Origin of the sequence: Arthrobacter sp. NPDC057388, from assembly GCF_042668165.1 — a bacterium.
Taxonomy (GTDB): Bacteria; Actinomycetota; Actinomycetes; order Actinomycetales; family Micrococcaceae; genus Arthrobacter.
The window spans coordinates 14,956-39,023 of sequence record NZ_JBHVBL010000033.1; the positions used below are offsets into that span (position 1 = coordinate 14,956).

The window sequence follows — 24,068 nt, forward strand, 5'->3', positions numbered from 1 at the left end:
CCGCCATGATCATCCTGATCCCCGCATACGAGCCCGACGCCCAGCTCCTCGAGCTGATTGGCGCGGTCCGCGCCGCAGCCCCTTCCCTCAATCTCGTCGTCGTGGATGACGGCAGCGGTCCGGCCTACGGGCAGATTTTCGACGGCGCCCGCCGTGCAGGCGTGCACGTCATCGCCCATCCGGTGAACCGGGGCAAGGGCTCCGCGCTGAAAACGGGCTTCGCATTCATCCTGGACCGGTTCCCGGGGCAGGACGTGGTGTGCGCTGACAGCGACGGCCAGCACAGCGTCGTGGACATCCTCCGCGTGGCCGAGCGAGCCGGAACGGACGCGTCCTCGATGGTGCTCGGCGCCCGCGCGTTCGCCGGCGGCGTTCCCGCACGCAGCCGCATCGGGAATGCCGCCACCAGGCTGCTGTTCCGGCTGGCCACCGGCGAGCGCATCCCCGACACGCAGACGGGGCTGCGGGGCTACCCGGCGGGAATGCTGCCCTGGCTCCTGACGGTGGGCGGCGAGCGCTACGAATACGAGCTGAACGTCCTCCTCGAGGCGAAGGCGGCGGGATACAGGATCGCCAGCGTAGGCATCGCCACCATCTATCTGGACCACAATGCCGGGTCCCATTTCCGGCCGCTCGCGGATTCGATACGCGTATACGCCCCGCTACTGAAGTTCCTGCTGTCGTCCTTCGCCGGCTTCCTGATCGACACCGTGGCTTTCCTCACCCTCAGCGCCGCCACCGGCTCTGTCCTGGGGGCCGTCGTCGGCGCACGCTGCCTGAGCGCCACGGCCAACTTCCTGATCAACCGCAGGCTGGTGTTCAGGCACGGCCGCGACAAGCCCGCGAGCGCCGCCGCGGCCCGGTACTTCCTGCTGGCCCTTTTCCTGCTGATGGCCAACTATGCACTTCTGACGGCGCTCGCAGGCGCCGGCGTCGCGGACCTTCCGGCCAAGCTGCTCACCGAACTGGCTCTTTTGGCCGTGAGCTACGCCATCCAGCAGCGGTTCCTGTTCGCCGCAGGTCATAAACCAGACCTTGTTCCGGCACAGCCCCGGCACAGCTTCGCCGTGAATCGTAGCAAGTAGCTAACCACGAGACCCCGGAGAACTCCCATGAACCACCTGATCCTCATCGCCGCAGACGTCATCGCCATCTGCGTGCTCACCTTTGCCCTGTATGTACGCCGCCACCGGCGCAGGGACCTGGCGGTGTCCTACCTCGGAATGAACATCGGCGTCCTGGCCGTGGCCACAGCACTCTCCGGTTCGGCCGCCGGCCTGGGGCTGGGCCTGGGCCTCTTCGGGGTTCTCTCGATCATCCGGCTCCGTTCCACCGAGCTGGCCCAGCACGAAGTTGCCTATTACTTCTCTGCCCTGGCGCTGGGCCTGATCTCGGGCATCGGCGTCGAGCCGGTCTGGCTGACGCTCTCCCTCATGGGCCTGGTGCTTGCCGTGATGTTCGTGGGCGACCACGGCCGGGTCCTTCCGGCCTACCGGCACCAGACCGTCGTCCTGGACCGCGCGATCTCCCGGGAGGACGAGCTCACCGCCCGGCTTGAGGACCTGCTAGCGGCGAAGGTCCACACGGTCACGGTGCAGGAACTGGATCTGGTGAACGACAAGACCATCGTGGACGTCCGGTACGCCTGCCTCCCCGCCCGCGAAACCCGCACCGGCATGGCCGGGATGGACAGCGCAGGTCCGGACAGCGCCGGTCCGGACAGCGCCGCCGGAAACCCCGCGGGGTGGCACGAAGCGCTTCCGTCGCCAGCCACGCAGGCTCCCGCCCCGGCAGCTGCGGCATGAGCGCCGCACCCGTGACCGCCGGGGCCGGAACCATGGATGTAACCGCCCTGCCACCGATCAGCCTTGAGGAACTCAACGCGGCGGCCGCCCTGCAGACCCGCGTGGACCGGAAGTATGTGGTCCCGGCAGCAACCGCCAGGCAGGTGCTGGCAACCTTTGGCGGCCAGGCCCGCGTCCTCGAAATGGGCGGCCTCCGGTCCTTCGCCTACGACTCCGTCTACTTCGACACCCCGCAACTGGACAGCTACCTGCTGGCCGCACACGGGCGCCGCCGCCGCTACAAGATCCGCACCCGGACCTACACGGACACCGGCACCAGCTTCCTCGAGGTCAAAACCGAGGGGACACGGGCAGCCACCGTCAAGGAACGCATCCCCTACGACCTTGCGGACCGCTCCCGGATCACGGCAGAGGGCCTGGAGTATGTCCACGAAACCCTGGCCGCAGCCGTTGGCGATGTCCCGGCCGGCACCCTCGGCCCTGTCCTGGAAACCCGATACCGCCGTATCACCCTGTACCTCCCTGAGTCGGGCAGCCGGGCCACGATCGATTCGGACGTCACCTGGCAGGCCCGGGACGGCCAGCCGTGGGTGCTGACGGGCAGCGTGGTTCTCGAGACCAAATCCGGATCGGCCGCCGGGCCGCTGGACAGGCATCTCTGGCAGCACGGTGTGCGGCCGTCCAGGATCTCCAAGTTCGCCACCGGCATGGCCGCGCTTCACCCGCATCTCCCTGCCAACCGCTGGAACCGGACACTGAGGCACAGCCTGCGGCTCGTACCTGCAGCCTGACCCGGCCCGGCTGTTCCAGCCCTTCCTTTTCCCCCTTACCCAGTCCTTCAAAAGGAACCATCATGCGTAAATTCACTAAGACCTTCTCCGTGGGCGCCTTCGCCCTGGCCCTCACCCTCGCCGGCTGCTCAGCCTCCGGAAACACGGCGTCCAGCGGAACTGCCGGCACCGGCTCGGCGTCCGGCACGCGGATTGTCACGGCAGCCTCGATCTCCGAAGACACCCACTACGACGCCGATGACCTCACCTGGGATGCGGCGAAGGAAGTCGCTGTCACCCTGAAGGGCGGCGCCAGCACGGCGGCGGCCAATGCCGCCGGGGTAAGAGTCGACGGCGACACCGTCACCATCACGGCGGCCGGCACCTACCGGCTTTCCGGCTCCCTCAGCGACGGCAGGGTGGTCATCGCCGCCGGTGAGGAGGATGTGGTCCGGGTGGTCCTCGACGGCGTGAGTCTCACCAGCTCAACGGGCTCACCGTTCATCGTCCAGAGCGCCAATGAGGCCATCGTGTTCCTCGAGGAAGGCAGCAGCAACTCGATCAAGGACGCTGCCACGTACACGGACCAGGGGACGGATGCTCCGAATGCGGCACTTTACTCCATGGCCGACCTGACCCTGGCCGGCACAGGGTCCCTGGACGTCAACGGCCAGTACAACGACGGCATCGTGTCCAAGGACGGTCTCGTCCTCGCCGCAGGGAACGTCACCGTGAACGCCGCTGACGACGGCATCCGCGGCAAGGATCACGCCGTGCTGCTGGACGGCACCTACTCGGTCACGGCCGGCGGCGACGGCTTCACATCGGACAACGACACCGACGACGGCCGCGGCTGGCTGCTGGTCAACGGCGGCAAGCTGACCGTCAACGCCGGGGACGACGGCGTCAAGGCGCAAAACCAGCTTGCCATCGCCAACGGATCGGTGACGGTAGCCGAATCCTCCGAGGGCCTGGAATCCCAGCACATCGCCATCAGCGGCGGCGCGGTGGCCGTGACCGCCAGCGACGACGGCGTGAACGCCTCCGGAGGCGCTTCGACCGCAACACAGGGCGGCGGCATGGGCGGCGGGCCCGGCGGCGGCGAAACCGTTGGCGACTACTCAGTGGACATTTCCGGGGGCTCCCTCACCATCAATTCGGCGGGCGACGGCCTGGACTCCAACGGCAACGCCTCCATCTCCGGTGGCACCGTGGTGGTCAACGGCCCCGAAAGCAACGGCAACGGCGCCCTGGACGTCAACGGCGAGCTGGCCGTCAGCGGAGGAACCGTCGCCGCGGCAGGAAGCGCAGGCATGGTGGTCACACCCGGAACAAGCTCCACCCAGTCAGGCGTGCAGGTCACGTTCACCTCCACCCAGCCGGCCGGCACCACCGTTCAGCTTGCCGGCGCCGACGGCAAGCTCGTGGCCACGTTCGTGACCACCAAAGCCAGCGCCTCCCTCGTCTTTTCGTCGCCGGCCATCGAAGCAGGCAAGCAGTACACGGTGTTCACCGGCGGGACGGCGAAGGTCGGGTCAGGACTGGGCGAGGGCTCCCTCGACGGCGCCAGCGAGCTCGGGACGGTCACGGCCGGCGAGTACACCCAGGGACACGGGCCGGGCGGCAGGTAAACAGGCCGCGGGACACAGGCCCTGGCGTCCGGCGCGGGAGATTTTGCCGCGCCGGACGCGCGCTTAACGTCGCGGCCTCCATATGATGATCTGGATAGACTCGCCAGACAGGTCCTTCTAGCAGCCCTCGGAAGAGGTGTTCCACCGATGAGAGTTATTAGCTACAACCTCCGCAAGCACAAAGCGAGTGGCGAACTGATGAGTCTGGCCCGCAATTTCGGGATAGACGTCCTCTGCCTCCAGGAATGTGACTCATCCGACCTGCCCGACACCCTCGGCCCGCTCCACCTGGCCGACTACACCAAGGGCAACCGGCTGGGCCTGGCCATCTACTACCGGACAGACCGCTTCACGGCCCTGGACACTCAGACCTTCGCCCTGAAGAAGTCCATGCATGACCGTGTGATGGCGCCTGCGCATGAGCGGCTGATCGGGACGCGCATGGTGGACAACGAAACGGACCACGAGCTTGTGGTGGGATCGTTCCACGCCGCCCCGCTCACTGCCTCAAACTCGCTGCGGCGCAAGCAGATCCACGCCGCGCATGCCGAGCTCCTGAGCATGGGCACCGGGCTTATGACCCTGATGGTGGGCGACTTCAACTACCCGTTCTTCACCAAGAGCCTTCACACGCACATGAAGAACTCCGGCTACGCCCTGTCGCTGAGCAACCGCAGGACATACACCCGCTACAAGGTGTTCAAGGGCCACTTCGACTTTGCGACGTCGTTGGGCCTGGACATTGAAAGCGTGGAGACCCTCCCCCGGGGAAAATCGGACCACCTGCCCATCCTGGTGACGGCCGAATACGGCGCGGACCGGGCTCCGATCAAGGGGCTGCCCGTTTCCTGAGGCCAAAGTCCCCGGATTCATGCGGTGCGTCCGTGTTCTCCCGCACGGGGATAACCTCGATCCGGGCGCCGGGTCCGACGACGACCAGCACCTTCTCCCCAGTCACACCTTCGAGCGCGGCCACGACAGCTGCCGGCTGCGGCCCGCCGCTGTTGGGTTCCCCGGGCTCCGGGCGTTGGGAGTCTACGGCTGGGCCGGTCCGCAGCCAGACCGTCACGTCCGCCCCGGTCGCCTTCCGGATGGTCTGTGACAGCGGCTCCGGATCGGAGCCCGTCACCAGAATGACCTGGCCGATGGCGCTGGCCGGACCGGCCCCTTTGACTGAATCTGCGCCGCTCTCCGGCTGCGGCGCCCGTTCCCCTCGCCAGACACTGTAGTGATAGGCGGCCACGAGTGCGGTGGCGGTCAGCAGTCCGAGCGGCGCCCGGATCCGTCCCACCAGGTTTCCGGAACCCAGCGGATCCAGCAAAAACTCAAAGGCCTGGTAACCGGCAACCAGCAGGGCGACCAGCGCCACGACAGCGCTGATGCCGAAAATGGCCACCAGGTAGATCCGCCGTGCAGCGCCCCTGGAAGGAACAGCACCCCTGGAGGGCACACCGCCCGATTCATCGGCGCTCACCAGTCCGCTGCGGTATGCCGGTCGCCAGGCCCGCCACCAGACCGCCCCGCCAACGGCGAGTGCACTGATGCCGCCGAGCAGCAGTGTGCGCGTTCCCGTGCCCGCGAGGGTTGTTTCGGCAAAGCCAAGGGCCGCGTTGACGACGACTCCCACGCCCGAGGCAGCAGCGGTCAGCCCCGCTCCCGACACCAGCAGCAGCCCCGTCTCCGCCAGCCTGCCGGACCGCTCGGCCGTGACTAGCCAGTAGTAGCGCCAGACGAGTGCCCCAACGGCCGCCGCGGCCAACGCCGGGCCAAGGGGATCAACAAGCCGGACAGTCTCATCCGAACGGTCCAGGGCCAGCCGCAGGAGGACGAACACCGCCGTGATGGCGCCCGCCACTGCCGTGAGGCAGCCGCCCAGCACGCCAAAGACTGCAGCAGCCACGGCGGCCAGCGCCGAGGAAAGGCGCCGGGCTTCGCCGCGGACCCAGTGCCACCACCAGACCAGGAGTCCTCCGCCGGCCCAGAAGAGTGGCTGCAGCACGGAGACCCACCACGGCTGTCCCAGGTCCTGTGCGCCTGACAGCCCCCGCAGGGCTGCGTCAATAAGGTTGCCGAGCGCGGTCACGGCTCCGCCGGCACCTATTAGCAGGCCGAAGACAGACCCCGCGAGCGCGGGGACGGTGTCCAGCCGGCGGGGCCCCTTCCCGCGATGCTGCCACATCCACCAGTGCCAGGCCCAAACCGCAGCCCACACCAGACCCGTGGCGAGGGACGAGCGCCAGTGGGCGCCCTCAATCCCCCGGGGTTCACCCGCAGCGCCGGACGCGGCAGGGGCCAGCAGTCCCGCCAGCTCGGAGGCAGCGCCGAGCAAGGCAGTAACGGCGGTGATCAGGGCCACCGCGTAGACCCCTCCGACGTAAAGACCCCAGGCAACCGAGGACCGCTCAGCTTCCGAACCCTGCCGGCGCCAGACAAGCCACCACAGCACGGCGGCCATGCAGCCGCCAACGAGCCCGAAGGCGAGGGACCGGGCCAGACCACCGGCGTCGTTCCCCGCCGGGGTAGTGCCCAAGGCAAACAGCCGCTCCAGCAGGCCTCCCACACCGGAGGTGCCGACCAGCACGAGGACAAACAGGAGTGAAAACACCACCAGCCGCCGCACCGTGGCCAGGGCGGACGGTGCCGCCGCCACCGAACCCGTCCCCGCCCTGCTCATGGCTTCGCCGGAACCGGGCAGATGCTGAACTGCCACGGGGCAGTGGAAACAAGCCAGTTGCCGTTCACCCGTTCAAGGCCAAACACGGCCCCGGTCTCATACTCGGAATTTCCGAACGGGCCGCTGCCGCTGGAGGTGGCAAGGACGACGTGCACCTCCGCCGTGTCGGCATGCTCCACAGTGGACACCAGCGTGACCCGGGGTGCGCCCGCCGCCGGACGTTCCACCTGGGTACAGGGCCCGTCCGGCTGCCCGGTTCCGTAACGTCCGTCAGTCGAATAGCGCCTGGTTGCCGCCTCGTCGCCATCGAGGACGGCCGCGGCGTACCGCTGGACCACACCCGCGGGAGTGTTCTCGGGCAAAAGCTCCGTCTGGCCGCGGAAAAACACCACGGCGAGCGCCACGGCCACGAGACCGGCAATGATGGCAAGGACTGCGATCAGGGTCCGGTCAGGCCGTGGGCGTGTGGGCATCCGGGCAGCTAGGTGGTGTGGTGCTCGACGGTAAAGTCGCCGCCCGGGTACAGGATGGTCTCGTGGCCGTCGTCAAAACGGACGTGGTACGGCGGCGTTCCGTTCGGGCCCTTGACCTCCAAAATCTCACCGTGCCGGTCCGAGGACTCCACTGTCCTGCCCCGGATGATGATGCGGTCTCCCTGGGTTGCCTGCATGGCAATCACCTCCCAGCCCTAGAGTACGATGCTCTTCCCTCCGGTGGAACAGGCTCCGGGTACGGCCTGCGGACTGAAAACGGGTTAAGCCCGTCCGCCCGTGTGGCGGATGCAGAAAGGGGTCCAGGGGCGGGCTTCCAGCCGCCCTTCGGGGATCTCTTCCCCGCACACCGTGCAAATTCCGTACGTGCCCGCTTCGATCCGGTCGAGCGCCGCATCCACCTCCGCCAGGCCGGACCGGCTTTGGTCCAGGAGAGCCGACGCCTGCGACAGTTCAAAGGCGATGGTGGCTCCCTCGGGATCGTGCTCGTCGTCGACGTTGGAGTTCTGCCGGGCGGCATTGGCCGAGGAGATGTCTGCGCGAAGGGCCGGCAGGAGGGCGACCTTCCTCGCCCGCTCCTCCTCCAGCAGCAGCCGGAACTTCTCAGAATCGACCATGGCTAAACCTCTCCGGCATCGGAGCCGTTCAGCAGCCTGCCCCGCAGCTCCGGCCAGGAGGCGGCAAAGGAAGGATGCAGGTCAATGCCGGCCACTTCCTCGACTGGGATCCAGCGCAATTCGATGCTCTCGGGGTCACTGATGGCCGGTTCGAACGGTTCGAGCACGCGCGCCGCAACGGTGGTGTAGGTCCAGTAACCGACGTCGAACACGGACGTGAAGAGCACCCTGACGTTTTGTTCCGGTACAGCCGCCTCCTCGAAAGCCTCCCGCAGGGCGCCCGCCACGGCGTCCTCGCCCTGGTGCAGTGCGCCGCCAGGAAGTCCCCAGGTTCCGCCGTGGTGGCTCCAGGTGGCGCGGTGCTGCAGCAGGACCCCCTTCCGCTCATCATGGACCAGGAGCCCGGCTGAGCCGAACCGGCCCCAGAACCGCCCGCGCTCTCCCTCCACCCAGGCATCGCCCGGGTCGCGGGGGCCGAGGGGACGGCGGGGGTCACCGGGCGAGGGCGGGACTATTTTCTCCATCGTCCCAGTCTGCCTCATGGGAAGATGCTTCGATGAGCCTTCGCCTGGTCTTCGTTGCCGATACCCATGTCCCGAAGCGCGCCCGGGCGCTCCCTGACCAGGTGTGGGCCGCCGTCGACAGCGCCGACGTGGTGTTCCACGCCGGCGACTGGGTCAGCGAGGCGCTGCTCGACGAGTTCGAACAGCGAAGCCGGCACCTGGTCGGCGTGTACGGCAACAACGACGGCGACGGACTCCGGCAGCGTCTGCCCGAAACCGCCAGTGTGACACTCGACGGCGTCCGGTTCAGCATGATCCACGAGACCGGACAGGCCAAGGGCCGCGAGCAGCGCTGTGAAGCGCTGTTCCCGGATGCCGATGTGCTGGTTTTCGGCCATTCCCACATTCCCTGGGATACGGTGGCGCCCGGCGGAATGCGCCTGCTGAACCCGGGCTCGCCCACCGACCGCCGCCGGCAGCCTGCGTGCACGTACATGACCGCCGTCGTTGTGAACGGGCGTTTGGACGACGTCCTGCTGGTGACGGTCTGAACGGGGTTTGCGGTAAAGCGGAGCTCAGCGCCCGCCGTAGGCCATGCTCAGGAAAAGTGCTTTGAAGGCCTGGCCCTCGGTGCCGGCGAGCCAGGCCTTGGCGGCGTCGTCGCTGGCGAAGGGCTTCGTAAAGTGGGCCTCTGCCACCAGGACGTCCTCCCCGACCCGGATGATGCCGTCGAGTGCAGCGGAGTTCCCGGCAGCGGGAGCACCGGCCGTCAGGTGCATCCGGTAGGTCGGTTTGCCGTCCATCCGGTCCACATAGAAGGAGTAATTGGCCGCAGGTGCAGCCTGCCCGCTAAGACCGGGGACCGGCTCTGACTCGAAGACGGTCCTGCTGACCGGATGGCTCACAGCATCTGCAGTCTTTCCCAGATACACGGTGACCTCATTGGTGCTCTGGGGGTCGGAAAGGGTTGCGGTACTTGACCCCTGCGGCATCCCGCCGCCCTCGGCAAGTCCGGCATGCCACTCGAGCGGATACTGAAGGGAAAGCGGGCCGTTAGGGAAGGTGAAAGGGATCAGCTCTCCAGAGTAGCCAGGAGCAGGGCTGCCGGGACCTGTCGGAGCGACGGCGGAGGGCGGGGTGTCGCCGGATGCGCCCGGCGGGAGGCCGGACCCGCAACCGGTCAGGCCCAGAGCAACGGCGGCACCCAAGGAGGCAATCAGGTACGGGCGGTGGACATGGCGCATGGGGTGCCTTTCGATCACGGACGAAAGATGGAAGGCGGGAAAAGGGAAGGGAGCCCCGCCGCAGTACCGGCGGAACTCCCTCGAAATCTCCGCTGCAGACGGAGAGTCAGGCGTGGTGACCTGAGTGGTCAGTCCTTCTTAAATGCGTCCTTGACCTTTTCGCCGGCCTGTTTCAGATCGGCCGCGGACTGGTCAGCCTTGCCCTCGGCCTCAAGCCCCGGGTCGTCGCTGGCCTTGCCGGCGCCTTCCTTGGCCTTGCCGCCAAGCTTCTCTGCTGCATTGTCGATTTTGTCGTCCAGACCCATGCCACTGTCCTTCCGTCTGCGCAGCCTGCTGGGTGCAGGCCGGCTCGTGCTCCCAGTCTAGGTCCGGCAACTGGCGGGGTGAAGGGCAGCTGCCACTTAGGTGCCCTGGCCCGCCAGGAGCCTGTCGGTGGCCGGGTCGGCTTCCCCGTTGAAGAAGTGTTCCAGAACGCGGCCTAACACCTGCTCCTCCGGGGCCGCCCGCAGGAAGAGCGTCATGGAGGACTGCAGCTTCCGGGCGTCGATGCCGCCGAAAATCTCGGTGGCGCCGCGGTTGCTTACGTTGTCCACCGCGGCGGCACACTCGACCAGCCGCCGCCCCAAAACGGGGTGCCGCAGGTAGGCCCGCGCTTCATCCAGGGATGCGATGGCGTACCTTCTGGAGGTGGCGCTTTGCCCCAGGCCCGCGATCTGGGGAAAGACGAACCACATCCAGTGGCTCCGCTTGCTGCCTGCCCGGAGCTCCTCCAGGGCCTGGGTGTACGTGGCACCGTCGTCCTGCGCGGTGACGAACCGCTCCAGGTCGTGAGGGTCGTTCATGGCGGTTCCTAACTGGAGACGTCCCGTTCAATGTCCTCGGCGAGGTCGTCCACATCCTCGGGGCGCATGCTGATGCCGGCATCGTCCAGCCGTTCCTCCAGGACGTGGCTCACCTCGTCGTCCACGTGGCCCAGCCGGATCTCGTCGCGCACCTCCTCGGCGATGTCCTCGACGGTCTCGGGGCTTTCAGGAGCTTCCGGGGTGCCAGCAGCTTCCGCCGCAACGTCCGCGTGGGGATTCTCAGTGAAGTAGTCATCGCCGGTGGCAGCAGATTCAGTCATATCCCATGGTGACGGCGCCACTCAGATGCGGTCAACAGGCCCGGCAGGAATTGCATCGGCCGCACAACGGAGCCGGGGAACGGACCCGGACATGGATATGTTTCAGTCATCCGCCTGTAACGCGCGCTGCCGGAGGCCGCTTTCACGGCACCCGATCCCGTTTTCCCCGCCGTTCCGGGCAAGTTCTCGCGGCATGCACGAAGAATGGTTCCTGCAGAAAGGCGCCGTTAACAAAACTGAAACACGGCAGTCACGCGGGCTTTACGTTGCCACGATTTTTGAAACCCCTGTGTAACTTGCCGCGCCCAGACCCGAAACATAACTCCACCAATATCAATGAGGGGCGTGGCGCCGGCATCAGCGGTCCGCGGAGAGGAAGAGTTTCCTGGGAAGGGAAAGCGCGTGGAAATTACTGCGGCGAACGTTTGGATGATGGTGTCGGCGGCACTGGTGCTGCTCATGACCCCGGCACTGGGCCTGTTCTATGGGGGCATGACCCGGGCCAAGGCCTCCCTCAACATGATCATGATGAGCTTTGTGTCCGTCGGCATCGTGGGCGTCGTCTGGGTTCTCTGGGGCTACTCCATGAGCACCGGTGAAGGCGTTCTCGGCGTCTTCGGCAATCCGTTCGCCAGCTTCGGCCTGAACGGCCTCATGGGCGCCGATCTCATCAAGGCAGGGTTCGCCGGAACATTCGCGATCCTTACTGTGGCCCTCATCAGCGGCGCGATTGCCGACCGTGCCAAGTTCACGGCATGGGTCCTCTTCGTGCCGATCTGGATCACTGCCGTCTACTGCCCGCTCGCTTTCATGATCTGGGGCGGGGGCCTCATGAGCCAGGGCGGTGCAGTGACCGCCATCTTCGGCCAGGTCATCGACTTTGCCGGCGGCGCCGTCGTCGAGATCAGCTCCGGCATCGCCGCGCTCGTCCTCGCCCTGATCGTCGGCAAGCGCCATGGCTTTGGAAAGGACCCGGGGCACCGCCCGCACAACGTCCCCTTCATCATGCTGGGTGCCGGGCTCCTCTGGTTCGGCTGGTTCGGCTTCAATGCCGGTGCCGCCACCACCGCAGAGCAGGCCGGACTGATCTGGGTCAACACGCTGGTCACCCCCTGCGCCGCCATGCTGAGCTGGCTCGTGACGGAGAAGATCCGCCACGGCCACCCCACCTCCCTGGGCGCAGCATCCGGCGCCGTTGCCGGCCTCGTGGCCATCACGCCGTCGTGCGCCAACATCAGCCCAGTGGCCGCCATCGGCCTGGGCCTCGTGTCAGGCGTGGCATCGGCACTGTTCGTCGAGCTGAAGTTCAAGTACGGCTTCGATGACTCCCTCGATGTGGTCGGCGTGCACCTGGGCTCCGGCCTGGTCGGCACCCTCGCCCTCGGTTTCATTGCGCTGCCCGTCAACGGCGAAGGCGGCGGGCTCTTCTACGGCGGCGGCGTCCAGCAGCTCATCGCCCAGACGGTTGCCGTTCTCATCACGCTCGCACTCTCCGGTCTGATGACGGCAATCATCGGCCTCGCAATCCACAAGACCATCGGTTTCCGGGTCAGCCATGAGGCTGAAGTCGCCGGCGTTGACCGGTCCGAGCACGCAGAGAGCGCCTACGAGTTCGGGAGCATGGGGCACAGCCAGTTCCACCCCCTCCGCCAGCACATCCACACCGTCCCGGCTGCCGCCGTCGCAGTTGCCCGCCCTGCCGGCGGCCCGGTCAACGCGGACGCGGAAGACGCCGTCGGTACCGGTTCGCCGGAAGCTGCCGAAGAGCTGCAGCCCGCTTCAGCTGCCGTTTAGTACCTGCCCTGCCCACTGGCCACAGAGGCCACTGGCCACAGAGGCGGTCAGGCTCCCAAGCCGCGGAATGTGGGCCGGAGCTCCGGCCGCCGCTCCGCCACAGCCTCCAGCACGGTTGTCATCGCCTCCTGGTCAGGGCCGCCGTCGGAGCCGCCGCCCTGCCCCGGCGACAAGTCCGCCACGATCCGGGCCCGGCGCACGAAGGCGTCCCAGTCCCCGCCACCGGCCTTCAGTGCCCGCAGCGGCGCGATCAGTGAGGCACGGCGCAGCCAGACGTCCGGGTCCCCTGCCCATCGGTCAAGGACGGTATCTGCCCGCATGCGCGGCTGGCCGGCGAGCCCCTCCACCAGCGGTCCAACGACGTCGACGGCGAGCGGGTCCACGAGCGTCGGCAGATGCGCCTCCCGCACGAAGCCCTCCATCCGTGTCAGGTCGGAGTTGGTCAGCAGTTCCACCTTGGACTGCAAAAGGACGACAGCGGCCAGGCGCCGCTCGTACACAGGCACCTCCCAAAGTTCGGAACTCAGTGCCGTGACCTCGTCGTGGGTCAGTCCGGTGTGTCGGCGGAGCGCGTCCCGCACTGTTCCCCGCACGGCGCCCACCGACGCGCCGTAATATTGCATCCCGCTGCCGAACCGGTGACGCAGGTCCTCGGCCCGGTACCACGAGGCCTCGCGCTGCAAAGTGTCATCCACGAATTCGCCGGCAGCACTCACCCGCCCATTCTTTCGGTCCGGGCGGCGGCGCGTCCACCTGCCACGCTCCCGTCCAAGGCAACAGCCGGACTGCGGCGGGAACCGTATTTCCCGGCGGCGTCACAAAAATGTACACGCAGGTCAGTCCGGGAAATCAGCCCCGCAGCCAGTCCGGCCCGGCCCGGACGCTTTGCGGGATTTGGTAACGATCAAGTAACGTTGACGCCTGTTCCGCTAGGGACGGCCCCAATGGGGCCTCCGGGACCCGCACCGGGCTCCGGACGCGCAGGGCGGCTTTTCCGCCGCTCCGGCTCCGTCGACCGGGGCCCAGAAATGCTTCGTGCTTTTCTTTTCCACCTTGATTGTGGCTGCCTTCTGCGCGGCAGCCGTGTGCCCGGAGGGGTCTTTTGCTTAAGAGAAACATAGCCATCGCCATCAGCATCGGTGCTTTATCACTGACCGGTTGCAGCCTCGCTCCCTCCGCGGAGCAGGCATCCGGGCAGGCTGCTGCCGCCACAGGAACGGCCGCCACCAGCCAGGCCGTCGCTCCTGGCTCAGCCACCGCGAAGAAGGCGTCGGCTGTCTCACCGTCGAGTGCCGCCAGCCTGGCTGCAGCCAAGAAGGCTGCCGCACTCAAGAAGGCTGCCGCGGCGAAGGCTGCTGCCGCCAAGGCCAGCGCGGCAAAAGCTGCCACCGCCAAGACTGCAGCGTCAAAGGAAACTAATGCCAAAGCCGCGGCGCCGGCACCGGCGGCTCCCGCCGTCGTCGCCCCTGCCGCTGCGGCGCCCGCCGCTGCCGCCAACTCCGCCGCGCCGAAAGCTGCGGCCGTTCCCGCCCGACCCGCTCCGGCACCGGCCAAGGCCGCACCGGGCACCGCGGGCAACGGCACCCAAGCTGCCAACGCCCTCGGCTGGGGTTCAGTTGTTGCCGGGGACGAATTCAATTACACGGGCACCCCCGACCGCACCAAGTGGAGCGTGTACAACAGCGCCGGGCACGCAGGCAAGGGCGTGCGCAGCCCCCAGGCCTGGTCTGTCGCGAACGGTGTTGCAACTGTCAGCGGCGACTCCGCCGGTACCACGGGCGGCATGTCGGCAAAGTTTGCCAACCAGAAGTACGGCCGCTGGGAAACCCGCATGAAGACGAACAAGCGGGACTCCGAATACCACCCGGTCCTCATTCTCAATCCGGTCATCGAGTCCTCCACCTGCGACGAGGTTGACTACGCGGAGAGCACCGCCGATACAACCCTGGTGAAGTTTTTCCTGCACTACGCATGCAGTGGCGAAAAGCAGACGTACTCTGCGAAAGCAGTGGATACCACACAGTGGCACAACTACGCCGTGGAATGGACGCCGGCCGGCATCACCGGCTACATCGACGGCGTGAAGACCTTCACCGACACCAACCCTGCCCACCAGCCTTCCGGTAGCGTGCACCAGACGCTGCAGCTCGACTGGTTCCCCGACGGTACCAGCACCACGCCGTCCCAGATGCAGGTCGACTGGGTCCGCGTCTACAAGTAAAGACACTGATTGCCCAACTGGGTAGCAGGTCGGGGCGTTCCGGGAACGCCCTGATCTGCTACCCAGTTTTCGTTCCGGGACCGCCTCCAAAAAATTTTTTGAATCTACCCGCGTCTGGTCCCTGATCCGCCTTATTTTGTCGTACCCCGTTGGCAGACTGTGGTCATGGAGGTTCTGGGGAATCCAGCAGTGACAGCGGGGGCGCCGCGTGGCGTCGCTCCGCTTGCTGCCGCGGTTCCGGAGGCCGATGTTCCGGAGGCCCTGTTTGCAGGCGCAGTTTTCCCTGGCGACACGGTTCCGCACGGTTGGTCTTCCGGCGAGGTCTTTCCCTTCGACGAGTTCGCGGGCGACTGCTTCGCCGGCGACGACTTTCCCTATGGCGCCGATCCGGAGTCCGCGTATCCGGAGGACCCCTTCCCCGGCGGGGAGTATGACGACGGCGACCTCCCGGAAGACCCGTTCCCCGAAGCGCTGTTTTACGAGGCCTCGTTCACCGGTGGCGATCACTCGGGCGGTGATGCTCCCGGGCTGGGTCTCGACGGCCGGGTCGGGGCCGTGAAGACGCTTTTGCGGGCCGATCTCACGGCCGACGGGCCCGGGCTGATCGACCAGACCGCGCTGCTGGAGAAATTCAAACGCTGGGCCACCGGGCAGCAGGCCCGGCTCGCGGTCGAGTTTGAGGCCAGGCAGCGGCAGGAACTAGCCGAATTCGCGACTGTGGACGATCCGGCGCAGGCTGGACTTGGGCAGGCCGCTTCCGGGCTGGCCACCAGCAGCGCCCTGGCGGCTGAGGAGTTGGGCAGGAAGCGGCCCAAGGACGCGGGTCTGGGTGTGGCTGAGCAGATCGCCCTGGCCCGGGGCGAGTCACCGCACCGCGGCGGCCGGCTGCTGGGCATGGCCAAAGCCCTCGTCATCGAAATGCCCCACACCCTCACCGCCCTGGATACCGGCCGGCTCAGCGAAGAAAAGGCCATGCACGTGGTGAAGGAAACAGCCTGCCTGACCGTCGAAGACCGCGCCGCCGTCGACGAGGAACTCGCCGCCGACACCGGGACCTTCGACGGGGTGGGGACCCGCGGCGTTATCGCCGCTGTCAAGGCCGCCGCGATCCGGCGGGATCCGCGCTCGGTCACCCAGCGGGCCAGCCACGCAGCGTCCGAGCGGGGTGTGAGCCTGCGCCCGGCCCCGGACTGCATGACCTACCTCACCGCGCTGCTGCCCGCCCACGAAGGCGTCGCCGTCTACACGGCACTGACCCGGCAGGCCGACACCCTCCGCTCCGCCGGGGACCCGCGCTCCAAAAACCAGGCCATGGCCGACACCCTCGTCGAATCCATCACCGGCACCCCCCGGCGGGATCAGCGGCATTGACATCAACCTCGTCAGGACCGACCGCACCCTCCTCCAATCCGACTCCGAACCCGCCCGCCTCACCGGCTACGGCACCGTCCCCGCCGCATGGGCCCGCGAACTCCTGGCACCGGGACACGCAGCCAAGAGGCGCCACCGGTCAACCACCGCCGATTCAAACGCTGCCGGCTCAAATAGCTGCCACGAGGACGCAGTGCAGGAAACAAACGCAGCTGCGGAACTGAAGGTCTGGCTCCGCCGGCTCTACACCGCCCCGGACACCGGCGATTTGGTGGCCATGGACTCCAAACGAAGGCTCTTCCCGCCACCGCTGCGCCGCTTCATCCAAGTCCGCGACGACACCTGCCGCACCCCCTACTGCGACGCACCCATCCGCCACCACGACCACATCGTTCCGTGGCACGACAACGGTCCGACATCCCTCGAAAACGGCGCCGGACTCTGCGAAGCCTGCAACCACACCAAAGAACTCCCTGGCTGGCAATCCCGCCCCAGACCAGGACCAAGACACACCATCGAAATCACCACCCCCACCGGCCACACCTACCGGTCCATGGCGCCCCCGCTACCCGGAACAACACTGACGGGAACGTTGTAGGGGCGTCCGAAGATGCGGACCCCTTGGGGCTGGTGCGCTACGAGCGCTGACGCCCGCGCCTGTGAGAGACTCGGTCACATGCGCGAACTCGTCGTTCTTGGCACCGCATCGCAAGTGCCTACGCGGACGCGCAACCATAACGGTTACCTGCTGCGGTGGGACGGTGAGGGCCTGCTCTTCGATCCTGGCGAGGGCACGCAGCGGCAAATGATCCATGCTGGCGTCTCCGCCAACCAGATCACCCGCATCTGCCTCACCCACGTGCATGGCGACCACTGCTATGGGCTTCCCGGCGTCCTCTCGCGCATGGCGCTGGACGGCGTGAAGCACCCCGTGTACCTGCACTATCCCGCTTCCGGAGAGGAAGTCGTCCGGGCGCTCGTATCGGTGGCTTCGCCCGGCATCGACCTCCGTCTGCAACCCCACTCAGAGGGCGGGGAAATCGCTCCGGGGCTGGAGGTTCGGCCTCTGCGGCACCGCATTGAGGCCTACGGCTACCGGCTGACCGAACCGGACGGACGAACTATGCTGCCCGGGCGGCTGGCGGCGGCCGGCATTTCCGGACCGGATGCCGGCCGGCTGCAGCGGGAGGGGACGCTGCGGGGTGTGCGGCTGGAGGACGTCAGCACTCCCCGCAAAGGCCAGGGTTTCGCATTCATCATGGACACCGCACCCTGCGAGGGAGCCGAAAGCCTGGCCGACGGCGTCGACCTTCTGGTCACGGAATCGACATTCAGCGACGAGGACGCAGCTTTGGCAGCCCAGTATGCCCACCTCACAGCAGGCCAGGCCGGGGAGCTGGCCGCGAGCGGCAGTGCCGGAAAGCTGGTCCTCACGCATTTTTCGTCCCGGTACGGCGACGTGAATTTCCTCGCCGAGCAGGCCCGGGCGCGGTCGGGAGGGGCCGCCGTCGTACCCGCCAATGACCTGGACCGGATCGGCCTTCCCAAGCGCCAGCGGCCACCCTCCTGACCGGCGGCCAGAGGCAGTCCGCAGAAAAAGTAGAATTAACCAGACATGCAATGTTCCTACTTCGATGCCGCCCGCTGCCTCTCCTGCACCCACATGGGCAGGCCCTACGACGAACAGCTGGCCGGCAAGCAGCTGCACTGCCAGACGCTCCTCTCTGATCCCACCTCCCTGGAGTGGCTTCCGCCTGTCGGGAGCCGCGAGTCCGGCTTCCGCAACAAGGCCAAGATGGTGGTGGGCGGCACTGCCAGGAACCCCACGATCGGGATCCTTGACGCCGAGGGCCGGGGTGTGGACCTGCGCGAATGCGGTGTCTGCTCGCCCGGCCTGCTCGCCTGTTTTCCGGTCCTGGCCGCCTTCATCACCCGCGCCCATCTCACGCCTTATGATGTCCCGCGGCGCAGCGGCGAACTCAAGCACCTGATCATCACCGAATCCCCCGACGGCGAGGTCATGCTGCGCCTGGTCCTGCGTTCCGAAAAGCTCTTGCCGCGGATCCGGCAGCACCTCCCCTGGCTCCTGGCCGCCCTGCCGCAGGCGAAGGTGGTCTCGGTCAACCTGCACCCGGAGCACAAGGCTGTCCTGGAAGGCGACCGCGAGATACTGCTCACCGAACAGTCCACGCTGCGGATGCGGGTAAATGAGCTCGACCTCCACCTCCGCCCGCAGAGTTTCTTCCAGACGAACAGCGATATGGCGGCAGCTCTGTACCGGCAGGGGCGCGAATGGGTCAGCGAACTGGCACCGGCCTCGGTCTGGGACCTGTACTGCGGCGTGGGCGGCTTTGCCCTGCACTGCGCTGGTCCGTCGCGTAAGGTCACCGGCATCGAGACCAGCAGCGAAGCCATTGTCTCGGCCAGGCTCAGCTCCAAGGAGGCAGGGCTGCAGGGCATGAGCTTCCAGGCGGGAGATGCCACAGCCTTTGCCCTCGCCGCGGACCAGGCTCCCGAACTGGTCATCGTCAATCCGCCGCGGAGGGGCATCGGCAAGGAACTGTGCGGCTGGCTGGAATCGTCTTCTGTGCAGCATGTGGTCTACTCCAGCTGCAATGCGCAGTCGCTGGCACGTGACCTGGCGGCACTGCCCTCCTTCACCGCACGGCGGGCCCGGGTGCTGGACATGTTCCCGCAGACGACGCACTACGAAGTGATGGTGCTGCTCGAACGGGCCTGACCGGTCCGCATTCTTGATCCGAACATCGGCAAAAGTTTCTCCTCTCTTGAGGTCCCCGCGCGAAAGTGTCCGGTAAGCCGCGCAGCAGAGTCGCGGCACCAACCGATGGGCGAGGCATGCAGGGGACAGCAGCAGGCGGTGCGAAGTGACCGGAACCGAAGACACCCCCGTCCTGGATGCCGGTCCGCTGCAGGTCCTCGCCAACGAAGTGGGTCCTGCTTTCGCGGAGGCTTTCATGGACGACTACCTGCAGATGCTGCCGGAGCGCGCATCGAACATCCTCCGGGCCCTGGCCGGCGGTGACCCGCGGATGGCCGCAGACGCCGTCGTCAGTCTCAGGGCCACCTCCGCCATGGCCGGAGCCCTCCGGCTGGAGCGGTGCTGCAAGGAACTGGAATCACGGATCCGGCGCGGGCAGCGGCTGGAACCGGACGCGGTCAGGGCAGTGCTATATGCAAACATCCGCCTGTTGGTGCGCGAAGCCGGACGGCAGGGGCATCTGCCGCAGTCCCGGCCGAGAGGCCAGGAGTTGAAGCAGCATGGGCCGAAGCAGCAGGACCCTGAGCAGCAGGACTCTCAAAGGAACGGGCTCAACTAGGCCGGAGCCGGACTAGAATCGTCGCACCAGATCGCCTGAAGAGCAGCCGGACGGCTGCACGGTTTGCAGGAGGATTTCCATGAGCCGCACGAGCATCAGTCCAGTCACCCCCGTCGCCGCCACAGCTGCACAGACCATTTTCCGCGTGGGCCTGGGCAGCGTCCTTATTGCCCACGGCACCCAGAAGCTCTTTGGCTGGTTTGGCGGTGGCGGCATCGAGGGAACCAGCCAGGGGATGCACGCCATGGGGTTCCGGCCGGCGAAGCCGAGCGCCGTCCTGGCCGGCCTCGGTGAAGCGGGCGCCGGCCTCGCCCTGGCGCTGGGACTGGGGACCCCGGCTGCAGGCGCGGCTGCCGCCACGACCATGGGCGTTGCTGCCAGCGTGCACGCCCCCAACGGCTTCTTCGCCACCGAAGGCGGTCTTGAGTATCCGGCCGTCCTGGGCCTGGCGGCCGCATCCTTCACGATAGGCGGGCCGGGCAGCTTCTCCCTCGATTCCGTCACCGGCCATGTCCTGGACCGCCCCTGGATGCGGGCCTTTGCCCTGGCTGTCATTCCGACGGCGATCGCGGTCCAGGTGTATCGCCGGCAAAAAGCCCTCGCCCACGACACCTCTGGTTCCGGCTCCGCCGGTCCGGAGGCAGGCGGAAACACCGCCACGGAAGGCTCCGCCGGCACGGACACCACAGGCTAGGCAGCGGCTAGACGTACTTCTTGAACCACGCCAGAGTGTCATTCCAGGCGGCCGTTGCCTGTTGCTCGTTGTAGCGGTCGCCTGTGTCGTTATGGAAGGCGTGGTCGACGCCGGGATAAACCTTGAGATCGTGGCGGACACTGGTCTTGTCCAAGGCATCCCGGAGCTGCGGCATGGGGCCGGTGATCCGGTCATCCAGTTCAGCGTAGACGCCGAACACCGCGGGCTTGATGGAGGGCACCTTGTCCAGATCGGGCGCGGGTCCGTAGAAGGCGGATGTGGCTTTGAGGCCGGTTATCTCCACCGCGGACTGCCAGGTGATGCCCCCGCCGAAGCAGTATCCGGTCATGGCGATCCTGCCCTGATCCACGAAGTCCTGCTTCTGCAGGTAGTCGAATCCAGCCGTGAAATCTGCGACGTGCCGCTGTGCGCCCGCCTGGGTGAGCGCACCTGGAACGGCATCCCGGTCCAGGCTGGCTGTACCGCCTTCCCTGCTCAGCAGGTCGATGGCCAGTGCGGCATAGCCTTCCTTCGCGAAACGCCGGGCGACGTCCTGGATGTGGGGAGTCAGCCCGCGGTTCTCATGGCACACCAAGACGGCGGGACCGGGCTTGCCCGCCTCGGGCCGGGCGAGGTAACCACTGATCTCGGTGCCGCCCGACGCGAACTTCACCGTCGACGTCGTAATTCCGGCTGTTCCCTCTGGAACGGACAGCGGGCTTTTTGCTCCCGGAACAGCGCCGCCGGAGGCGGTGCCCGTGGCTGAACCCGAGGTGGGGTTGGGAGTGGGCATGGGATCGGTGCTCCGCGGAACTTCCTGCGGCGTGCATCCGACGAGGAGCATCGCCGCGGCAGCGGCTGCCATGCTGCCGGTGATGAACGCCACGCGGCGGGTGAAGGTGTGTTGGCTCAGGGCCCCGGCACGGTAATCGTCGAAGAATTCCTCGATCAGGTACTTCTCAAACTTGCCAAGCTGGGTCATCACGGCCTCCTTGAGTTTTTGCCGCTATCCTCCTCCGAACGCCAAGGGCCGGGCAAGGGTGTCGCCGGCAATTTAGGCATCGGGACCGCTTTTCAGGCCTTTGGCATATGCAGCCTGCCCGGCGTGCTGCAGACAGTCGGCAATGATGCTGACCAACCGGACTCCCAATGTGACCGGCGGGTTCCAGCGGGTATCCACGACGCGGTCAAGATTAGCATCGTCAACAGTCTTCAGGACTTCGATGGTCTGCCGGTGGACGGCGTCGTAGTACTCGAGCAGAAGTCCGCCCGGGACCCGCACGGCGTCAACCTTGTCTGACGAATGGCCGTAGCCGGTGTCCCGTTCGGGAAACGGCAAGCCGAAACGGCCGGCAAAACCTCGCGAGGTCCAGACCTCCGGCAGCCCGGCAGCCGAGGCGACCTGTGCGTCCTCCACCCGGCCGAGGTGCCAAAGCAGCCAGGCGATGGAGTTGCCGTTGCCCGAGGGACGGCGGACCAGGGCTTCGTCGTCGATCCCGTCGAGCGTGGCCCCCACAATTTCGCGGATCCGGCCGAAGCCGTCCAGCAGCAGTTCGTTGGATTTCATCAGGTCCCCTTACATTTGGCTGTGGGCGGCGACGGCGGGATCAGAACCGATGCGGGCACCGGCTTCGAGGGCGGTGATCGCGCTAATCTCGCCTGGCGTCAGGACGACGCCGGCGGCGGCCAGGTTGTCCCGCATGCGGCGGCTGTCGGCTGACTTGGGAATGACGATGGTGCCCTGGGCCAGGTGCCACGCCAGTACAACCTGGGCAGGGCTGACGTTGTGCTTTCCGGCTGCGGATGTCACTGCCTCAGCGTTCAGGTCCGCACCCTGGCCCAGGGGACTGTACGCCTCCACGGCGATGCCCAGGGAACGGCTCTTCGCCGCCAGTTCGTGCTGCTGGAACGTCGGATGCAGCTCGAACTGGTTGACGGCCGGAACGACTTCCGCCGACTTGAGGAGTGTGTCCAGGTGGTCCGCCAGGAAGTTCGATACGCCGATCGCGCGGATCTCGCCGGCTGAGTGCAGGGTTTCCATGGCTTTCCACGCACCGGTGAAAAGGTTGCGGGATGGCACCGGCCAGTGGATCAGGTACAGGTCAACGTAGTCAACGCCCAGTTCCCGGCGGCTGTTGTGGAAGGCTTCCCGGGCCGAGCCCTGCTCGCCGTTGCGCAGCTTGGTGGTGAGAAAGATGTCTTCCCTGGGGATTCCCGAGGCGGCAATTGCTGCACCGACGGCGGCCTCGTTGCGGTACGCGGCTGCCGTATCGATGTGCCGGTAGCCTGCCTCCAGTGCGTCCTCCACAACACGCTGCGTCTCTTCCGGCGGGATCTGGAAGACCCCGAACCCGAGTTGGGGGATCCGGACGCCATTGTTCAGGGTGATATTCGGAATGGTGCTGGCAGGCGTCACGGGCATCCTCGGCTTCTCTCGGTAGACGGGCGGTCTCCCTAGAGTATGCCTGCCGGGGCAGTGGCGCGGGGCCACCTGGACCATTGGTATGACTCCAAAGAAGACATGCGCCCAACACGGCCAGCGCAATAGTCCAGGTTGTTCCCTGCCGTTTCAGGCCCGCTGCGGGATGAGATCCCAAGACCATTTCACATCACGACGCCGGCTGCGCGCCATACTGGTGTCGTGGCCTGACGGCAGCGCCACATCGAGGGGGGAAAGCCATGAGCAGGGAGACAAGCCAGAGCGGGCCGCACTGGCGGCGCGTCATGGCAGCCCTCGCCAACCACGACGCCCGGAGGGCGTACGCGCAAATCGTGCTCGGCGTCCAGGATTCGCCTGCAGGGCTGTCCGGCCGACGGCGGGACCGGGCCGTTGCCGCCCTCCTCGAGGCAGGCCTGGTCGAACGGAATGCCGGCGATGAACTGCACGCGTCAGAGTCGATCTTCCGGGACCTCCTCACGCAGCAGCCCAAACGCCAAGCCAAGACCGGAGTTGCCCGGTTCATGCGCCTGGGAAGGATCGACCGGTATCCGGCCAACCAGGCGGAGCGGCGGGAGCTTTTGGCCTGGATTGCCGGCGACGCCTTCAGGCAAGGCGAGGAGCTTACGGAACGGCAGGTCAATGAGCGGCTACTCGCTTACACCGACGATGTAGTGCTGCTCCGCCGCTATCTGGTCGATTTCGGCGTGCTGGACCGCACGCCGTCGGGATCCTCCTACTTCCTCCGCCAGGAGGGATAGGTCCACTCCCCCGGCCGTTCAATTCCTGCCGTTCAGTCCCCGCGCGCTTTGCGGGTGGCCGCCTCGTTGGCCTTCTGCAGCGCCTCGACAAGTTCGTCCTTGTCCATCTTGGAACGCCCCTCGATGTCCAGCTCCTGGGCCCGCTTGTAGAGGTGCTCCTTCGAGGCGTTTGCGTTCACACCCCCGGCGGTCGGCGCGCGTGAATCCAGGCCCTCCTCCGCGTGCGGGTCTGAGGGGCCGCGCTTCTCCTTGGGTTCCCAGTGGTCGCCCACTTTCTCATAGCTGTGTTTCAGCGCTGCGAAGGCTGTCCGGGCGGCACGGCTCTCGTCGTTGTCATAGGACTCCAAGGCTGAGTCGTACGTCTTGGCAAAAGTGTCCTGGGCCTTCTGGTCCGAACGCTGCAGCGTCGAGGGAAGCTCGTCCTTGCGGGCGTGATCGTTCTTCCCGGTCTTGGGCATGCCACCCACGCTCCTTCCAGGGGCAGATCCTGTGGATGAATCCAGCATTGCACCAAAACCGGCATCCACGAATGATCTGACTAATCCAAATTCTCCCCGTGTGGCCGATGGTGGGCCCGCAGCCCGGTTGGATAGG

General features: G+C 66.8%; 27 protein-coding genes and 1 pseudogene. 14 read left to right on the plus strand and 14 right to left on the minus strand.

Annotated features, from left to right (window positions below):
* Positions 1-5: 5 nt before the first annotated feature.
* The 5 genes from ACFUTU_RS15170 (at position 6) to ACFUTU_RS15190 (ending at position 5,058) form a co-directional block, all read left to right on the plus strand.
* Positions 6-1,085 carry a GtrA family protein gene (locus ACFUTU_RS15170; RefSeq protein WP_377965669.1) on the plus strand — a complete coding sequence of 360 codons (1,080 nt, stop codon included), beginning with the start codon at positions 6-8 and terminating at the stop codon, positions 1,083-1,085.
* Between the two features lie 27 nt (positions 1,086-1,112).
* Complete coding sequence (locus ACFUTU_RS15175) at positions 1,113-1,805, plus strand: DUF4956 domain-containing protein (RefSeq protein ID WP_377965671.1); 693 nt, start codon at positions 1,113-1,115, stop codon at positions 1,803-1,805.
* Positions 1,802-2,596, plus strand: coding sequence for a polyphosphate polymerase domain-containing protein (locus tag ACFUTU_RS15180; protein WP_377965673.1), 795 nt, complete (start codon positions 1,802-1,804; stop codon positions 2,594-2,596). The genes ACFUTU_RS15175 and ACFUTU_RS15180 overlap by 4 nt, the downstream gene beginning before the upstream one ends.
* 62 nt (positions 2,597-2,658) lie before the next feature.
* Positions 2,659-4,206, plus strand: a complete 1,548-nt coding sequence (locus ACFUTU_RS15185) for a carbohydrate-binding domain-containing protein (protein WP_377965675.1) — start codon at positions 2,659-2,661, stop codon at positions 4,204-4,206.
* Between the two features lie 147 nt (positions 4,207-4,353).
* Entirely contained in the window at positions 4,354-5,058 is a 705-nt protein-coding gene (locus ACFUTU_RS15190; protein WP_377965677.1) for an endonuclease/exonuclease/phosphatase family protein, read from the plus strand.
* Here ACFUTU_RS15190 and ACFUTU_RS15195 read toward each other — a convergent pair.
* From ACFUTU_RS15195 to ACFUTU_RS15215, 5 genes are all read right to left on the minus strand, one after another.
* Positions 5,036-6,916 (minus strand): DUF5671 domain-containing protein, encoded by a 1,881-nt coding sequence (locus ACFUTU_RS15195; protein WP_377965679.1) that lies wholly within the window; start codon positions 6,914-6,916, stop codon positions 5,036-5,038. The two genes, ACFUTU_RS15190 and ACFUTU_RS15195, sit on opposite strands and share 23 nt — an antisense overlap.
* Positions 6,877-7,353 (minus strand): hypothetical protein, encoded by a 477-nt coding sequence (locus ACFUTU_RS15200; protein ID WP_377965681.1) that lies wholly within the window; start codon positions 7,351-7,353, stop codon positions 6,877-6,879. Before ACFUTU_RS15200 ends, ACFUTU_RS15195 begins: the two co-directional genes overlap by 40 nt.
* 8 nt (positions 7,354-7,361) lie before the next feature.
* A complete protein-coding gene (locus ACFUTU_RS15205) occupies positions 7,362-7,550 on the minus strand; it encodes a DUF1918 domain-containing protein (RefSeq protein ID WP_076803859.1) in 189 nt (62 codons plus the stop codon).
* 84 nt (positions 7,551-7,634) lie between these two features.
* Positions 7,635-7,988, minus strand: coding sequence for a TraR/DksA family transcriptional regulator (locus ACFUTU_RS15210; RefSeq protein ID WP_377965683.1), 354 nt, complete (start codon positions 7,986-7,988; stop codon positions 7,635-7,637).
* A gap of 2 nt (positions 7,989-7,990) precedes the next feature.
* A complete protein-coding gene (locus tag ACFUTU_RS15215; RefSeq protein ID WP_377965745.1) occupies positions 7,991-8,512 on the minus strand; it encodes an NUDIX domain-containing protein in 522 nt (173 codons plus the stop codon).
* 32 nt (positions 8,513-8,544) lie between these two features.
* Between ACFUTU_RS15215 and ACFUTU_RS15220 the strand changes: the two genes are divergently transcribed.
* Positions 8,545-9,042 (plus strand): metallophosphoesterase family protein, encoded by a 498-nt coding sequence (locus ACFUTU_RS15220; protein WP_377965685.1) that lies wholly within the window; start codon positions 8,545-8,547, stop codon positions 9,040-9,042.
* A gap of 24 nt (positions 9,043-9,066) precedes the next feature.
* Here ACFUTU_RS15220 and ACFUTU_RS15225 read toward each other — a convergent pair whose 3' ends face one another.
* From ACFUTU_RS15225 to ACFUTU_RS15240, 4 genes are all read right to left on the minus strand, one after another.
* Entirely contained in the window at positions 9,067-9,735 is a 669-nt protein-coding gene (locus ACFUTU_RS15225) for a hypothetical protein (protein WP_377965687.1), read from the minus strand.
* A gap of 128 nt (positions 9,736-9,863) precedes the next feature.
* A complete protein-coding gene (locus ACFUTU_RS15230; protein ID WP_377965689.1) occupies positions 9,864-10,040 on the minus strand; it encodes a CsbD family protein in 177 nt (58 codons plus the stop codon).
* 96 nt (positions 10,041-10,136) lie between these two features.
* Complete coding sequence (locus ACFUTU_RS15235) at positions 10,137-10,577, minus strand: DUF1810 domain-containing protein (RefSeq protein ID WP_377965691.1); 441 nt, start codon at positions 10,575-10,577, stop codon at positions 10,137-10,139.
* 8 nt (positions 10,578-10,585) lie between these two features.
* Positions 10,586-10,858, minus strand: a complete 273-nt coding sequence (locus tag ACFUTU_RS15240) for a hypothetical protein (protein ID WP_377965693.1) — start codon at positions 10,856-10,858, stop codon at positions 10,586-10,588.
* 402 nt (positions 10,859-11,260) lie between these two features.
* On the opposite strand from ACFUTU_RS15240, the gene ACFUTU_RS15245 reads away from it, so the two are divergent.
* Complete coding sequence (locus ACFUTU_RS15245) at positions 11,261-12,652, plus strand: ammonium transporter (RefSeq protein WP_377965695.1); 1,392 nt, start codon at positions 11,261-11,263, stop codon at positions 12,650-12,652.
* Positions 12,653-12,699: 47 nt separating this feature from the next.
* Here the strand turns inward: ACFUTU_RS15245 and ACFUTU_RS15250 are convergent, their stop codons facing one another.
* Positions 12,700-13,368 (minus strand): DNA alkylation repair protein, encoded by a 669-nt coding sequence (locus ACFUTU_RS15250; RefSeq protein WP_377965697.1) that lies wholly within the window; start codon positions 13,366-13,368, stop codon positions 12,700-12,702.
* Positions 13,369-13,754: 386 nt separating this feature from the next.
* Here ACFUTU_RS15250 and ACFUTU_RS15255 point away from each other — a divergent pair, with 386 nt between their 5' ends.
* From ACFUTU_RS15255 to ACFUTU_RS15280, 6 genes and pseudogenes are all read left to right on the plus strand, one after another.
* A complete protein-coding gene (locus tag ACFUTU_RS15255; RefSeq protein WP_377965699.1) occupies positions 13,755-14,873 on the plus strand; it encodes a family 16 glycosylhydrolase in 1,119 nt (372 codons plus the stop codon).
* A 555-nt stretch (positions 14,874-15,428) separates the two neighbouring features.
* Positions 15,429-16,842, plus strand: a pseudogene (locus tag ACFUTU_RS15260) (HNH endonuclease).
* A gap of 78 nt (positions 16,843-16,920) precedes the next feature.
* Positions 16,921-17,814, plus strand: coding sequence for a ribonuclease Z (locus ACFUTU_RS15265; protein WP_377965701.1), 894 nt, complete (start codon positions 16,921-16,923; stop codon positions 17,812-17,814).
* A 45-nt stretch (positions 17,815-17,859) separates the two neighbouring features.
* A complete protein-coding gene (gene rlmC / locus ACFUTU_RS15270; RefSeq protein ID WP_377965703.1) occupies positions 17,860-18,984 on the plus strand; it encodes a 23S rRNA (uracil(747)-C(5))-methyltransferase RlmC in 1,125 nt (374 codons plus the stop codon).
* 145 nt (positions 18,985-19,129) lie between these two features.
* Positions 19,130-19,582: an Hpt domain-containing protein gene (locus ACFUTU_RS15275; protein ID WP_377965705.1), complete on the plus strand. Its 453-nt coding sequence runs from the start codon at positions 19,130-19,132 to the stop codon at positions 19,580-19,582.
* A gap of 79 nt (positions 19,583-19,661) precedes the next feature.
* Positions 19,662-20,276, plus strand: a complete 615-nt coding sequence (locus ACFUTU_RS15280) for a DoxX family protein (RefSeq protein WP_377965707.1) — start codon at positions 19,662-19,664, stop codon at positions 20,274-20,276.
* Positions 20,277-20,283: 7 nt separating this feature from the next.
* Here ACFUTU_RS15280 and ACFUTU_RS15285 read toward each other — a convergent pair whose 3' ends face one another.
* From ACFUTU_RS15285 to ACFUTU_RS15295, 3 genes are all read right to left on the minus strand, one after another.
* Positions 20,284-21,258 (minus strand): dienelactone hydrolase family protein, encoded by a 975-nt coding sequence (locus ACFUTU_RS15285; RefSeq protein ID WP_377965709.1) that lies wholly within the window; start codon positions 21,256-21,258, stop codon positions 20,284-20,286.
* 72 nt (positions 21,259-21,330) lie between these two features.
* On the minus strand, positions 21,331-21,843 hold the full coding sequence (locus ACFUTU_RS15290; RefSeq protein ID WP_377965711.1) for a DUF664 domain-containing protein: 513 nt from the start codon (positions 21,841-21,843) through the stop codon (positions 21,331-21,333).
* Between the two features lie 9 nt (positions 21,844-21,852).
* Positions 21,853-22,674, minus strand: a complete 822-nt coding sequence (locus tag ACFUTU_RS15295) for an aldo/keto reductase (protein WP_377965747.1) — start codon at positions 22,672-22,674, stop codon at positions 21,853-21,855.
* Positions 22,675-22,955: 281 nt separating this feature from the next.
* Here ACFUTU_RS15295 and ACFUTU_RS15300 point away from each other — a divergent pair, with 281 nt between their 5' ends.
* Positions 22,956-23,474: a DUF2087 domain-containing protein gene (locus ACFUTU_RS15300; protein WP_377965713.1), complete on the plus strand. Its 519-nt coding sequence runs from the start codon at positions 22,956-22,958 to the stop codon at positions 23,472-23,474.
* A gap of 32 nt (positions 23,475-23,506) precedes the next feature.
* Here the strand turns inward: ACFUTU_RS15300 and ACFUTU_RS15305 are convergent, their stop codons facing one another.
* On the minus strand, positions 23,507-23,932 hold the full coding sequence (locus ACFUTU_RS15305) for a ChaB family protein (RefSeq protein ID WP_377965715.1): 426 nt from the start codon (positions 23,930-23,932) through the stop codon (positions 23,507-23,509).
* Positions 23,933-24,068: the final 136 nt, after the last annotated feature.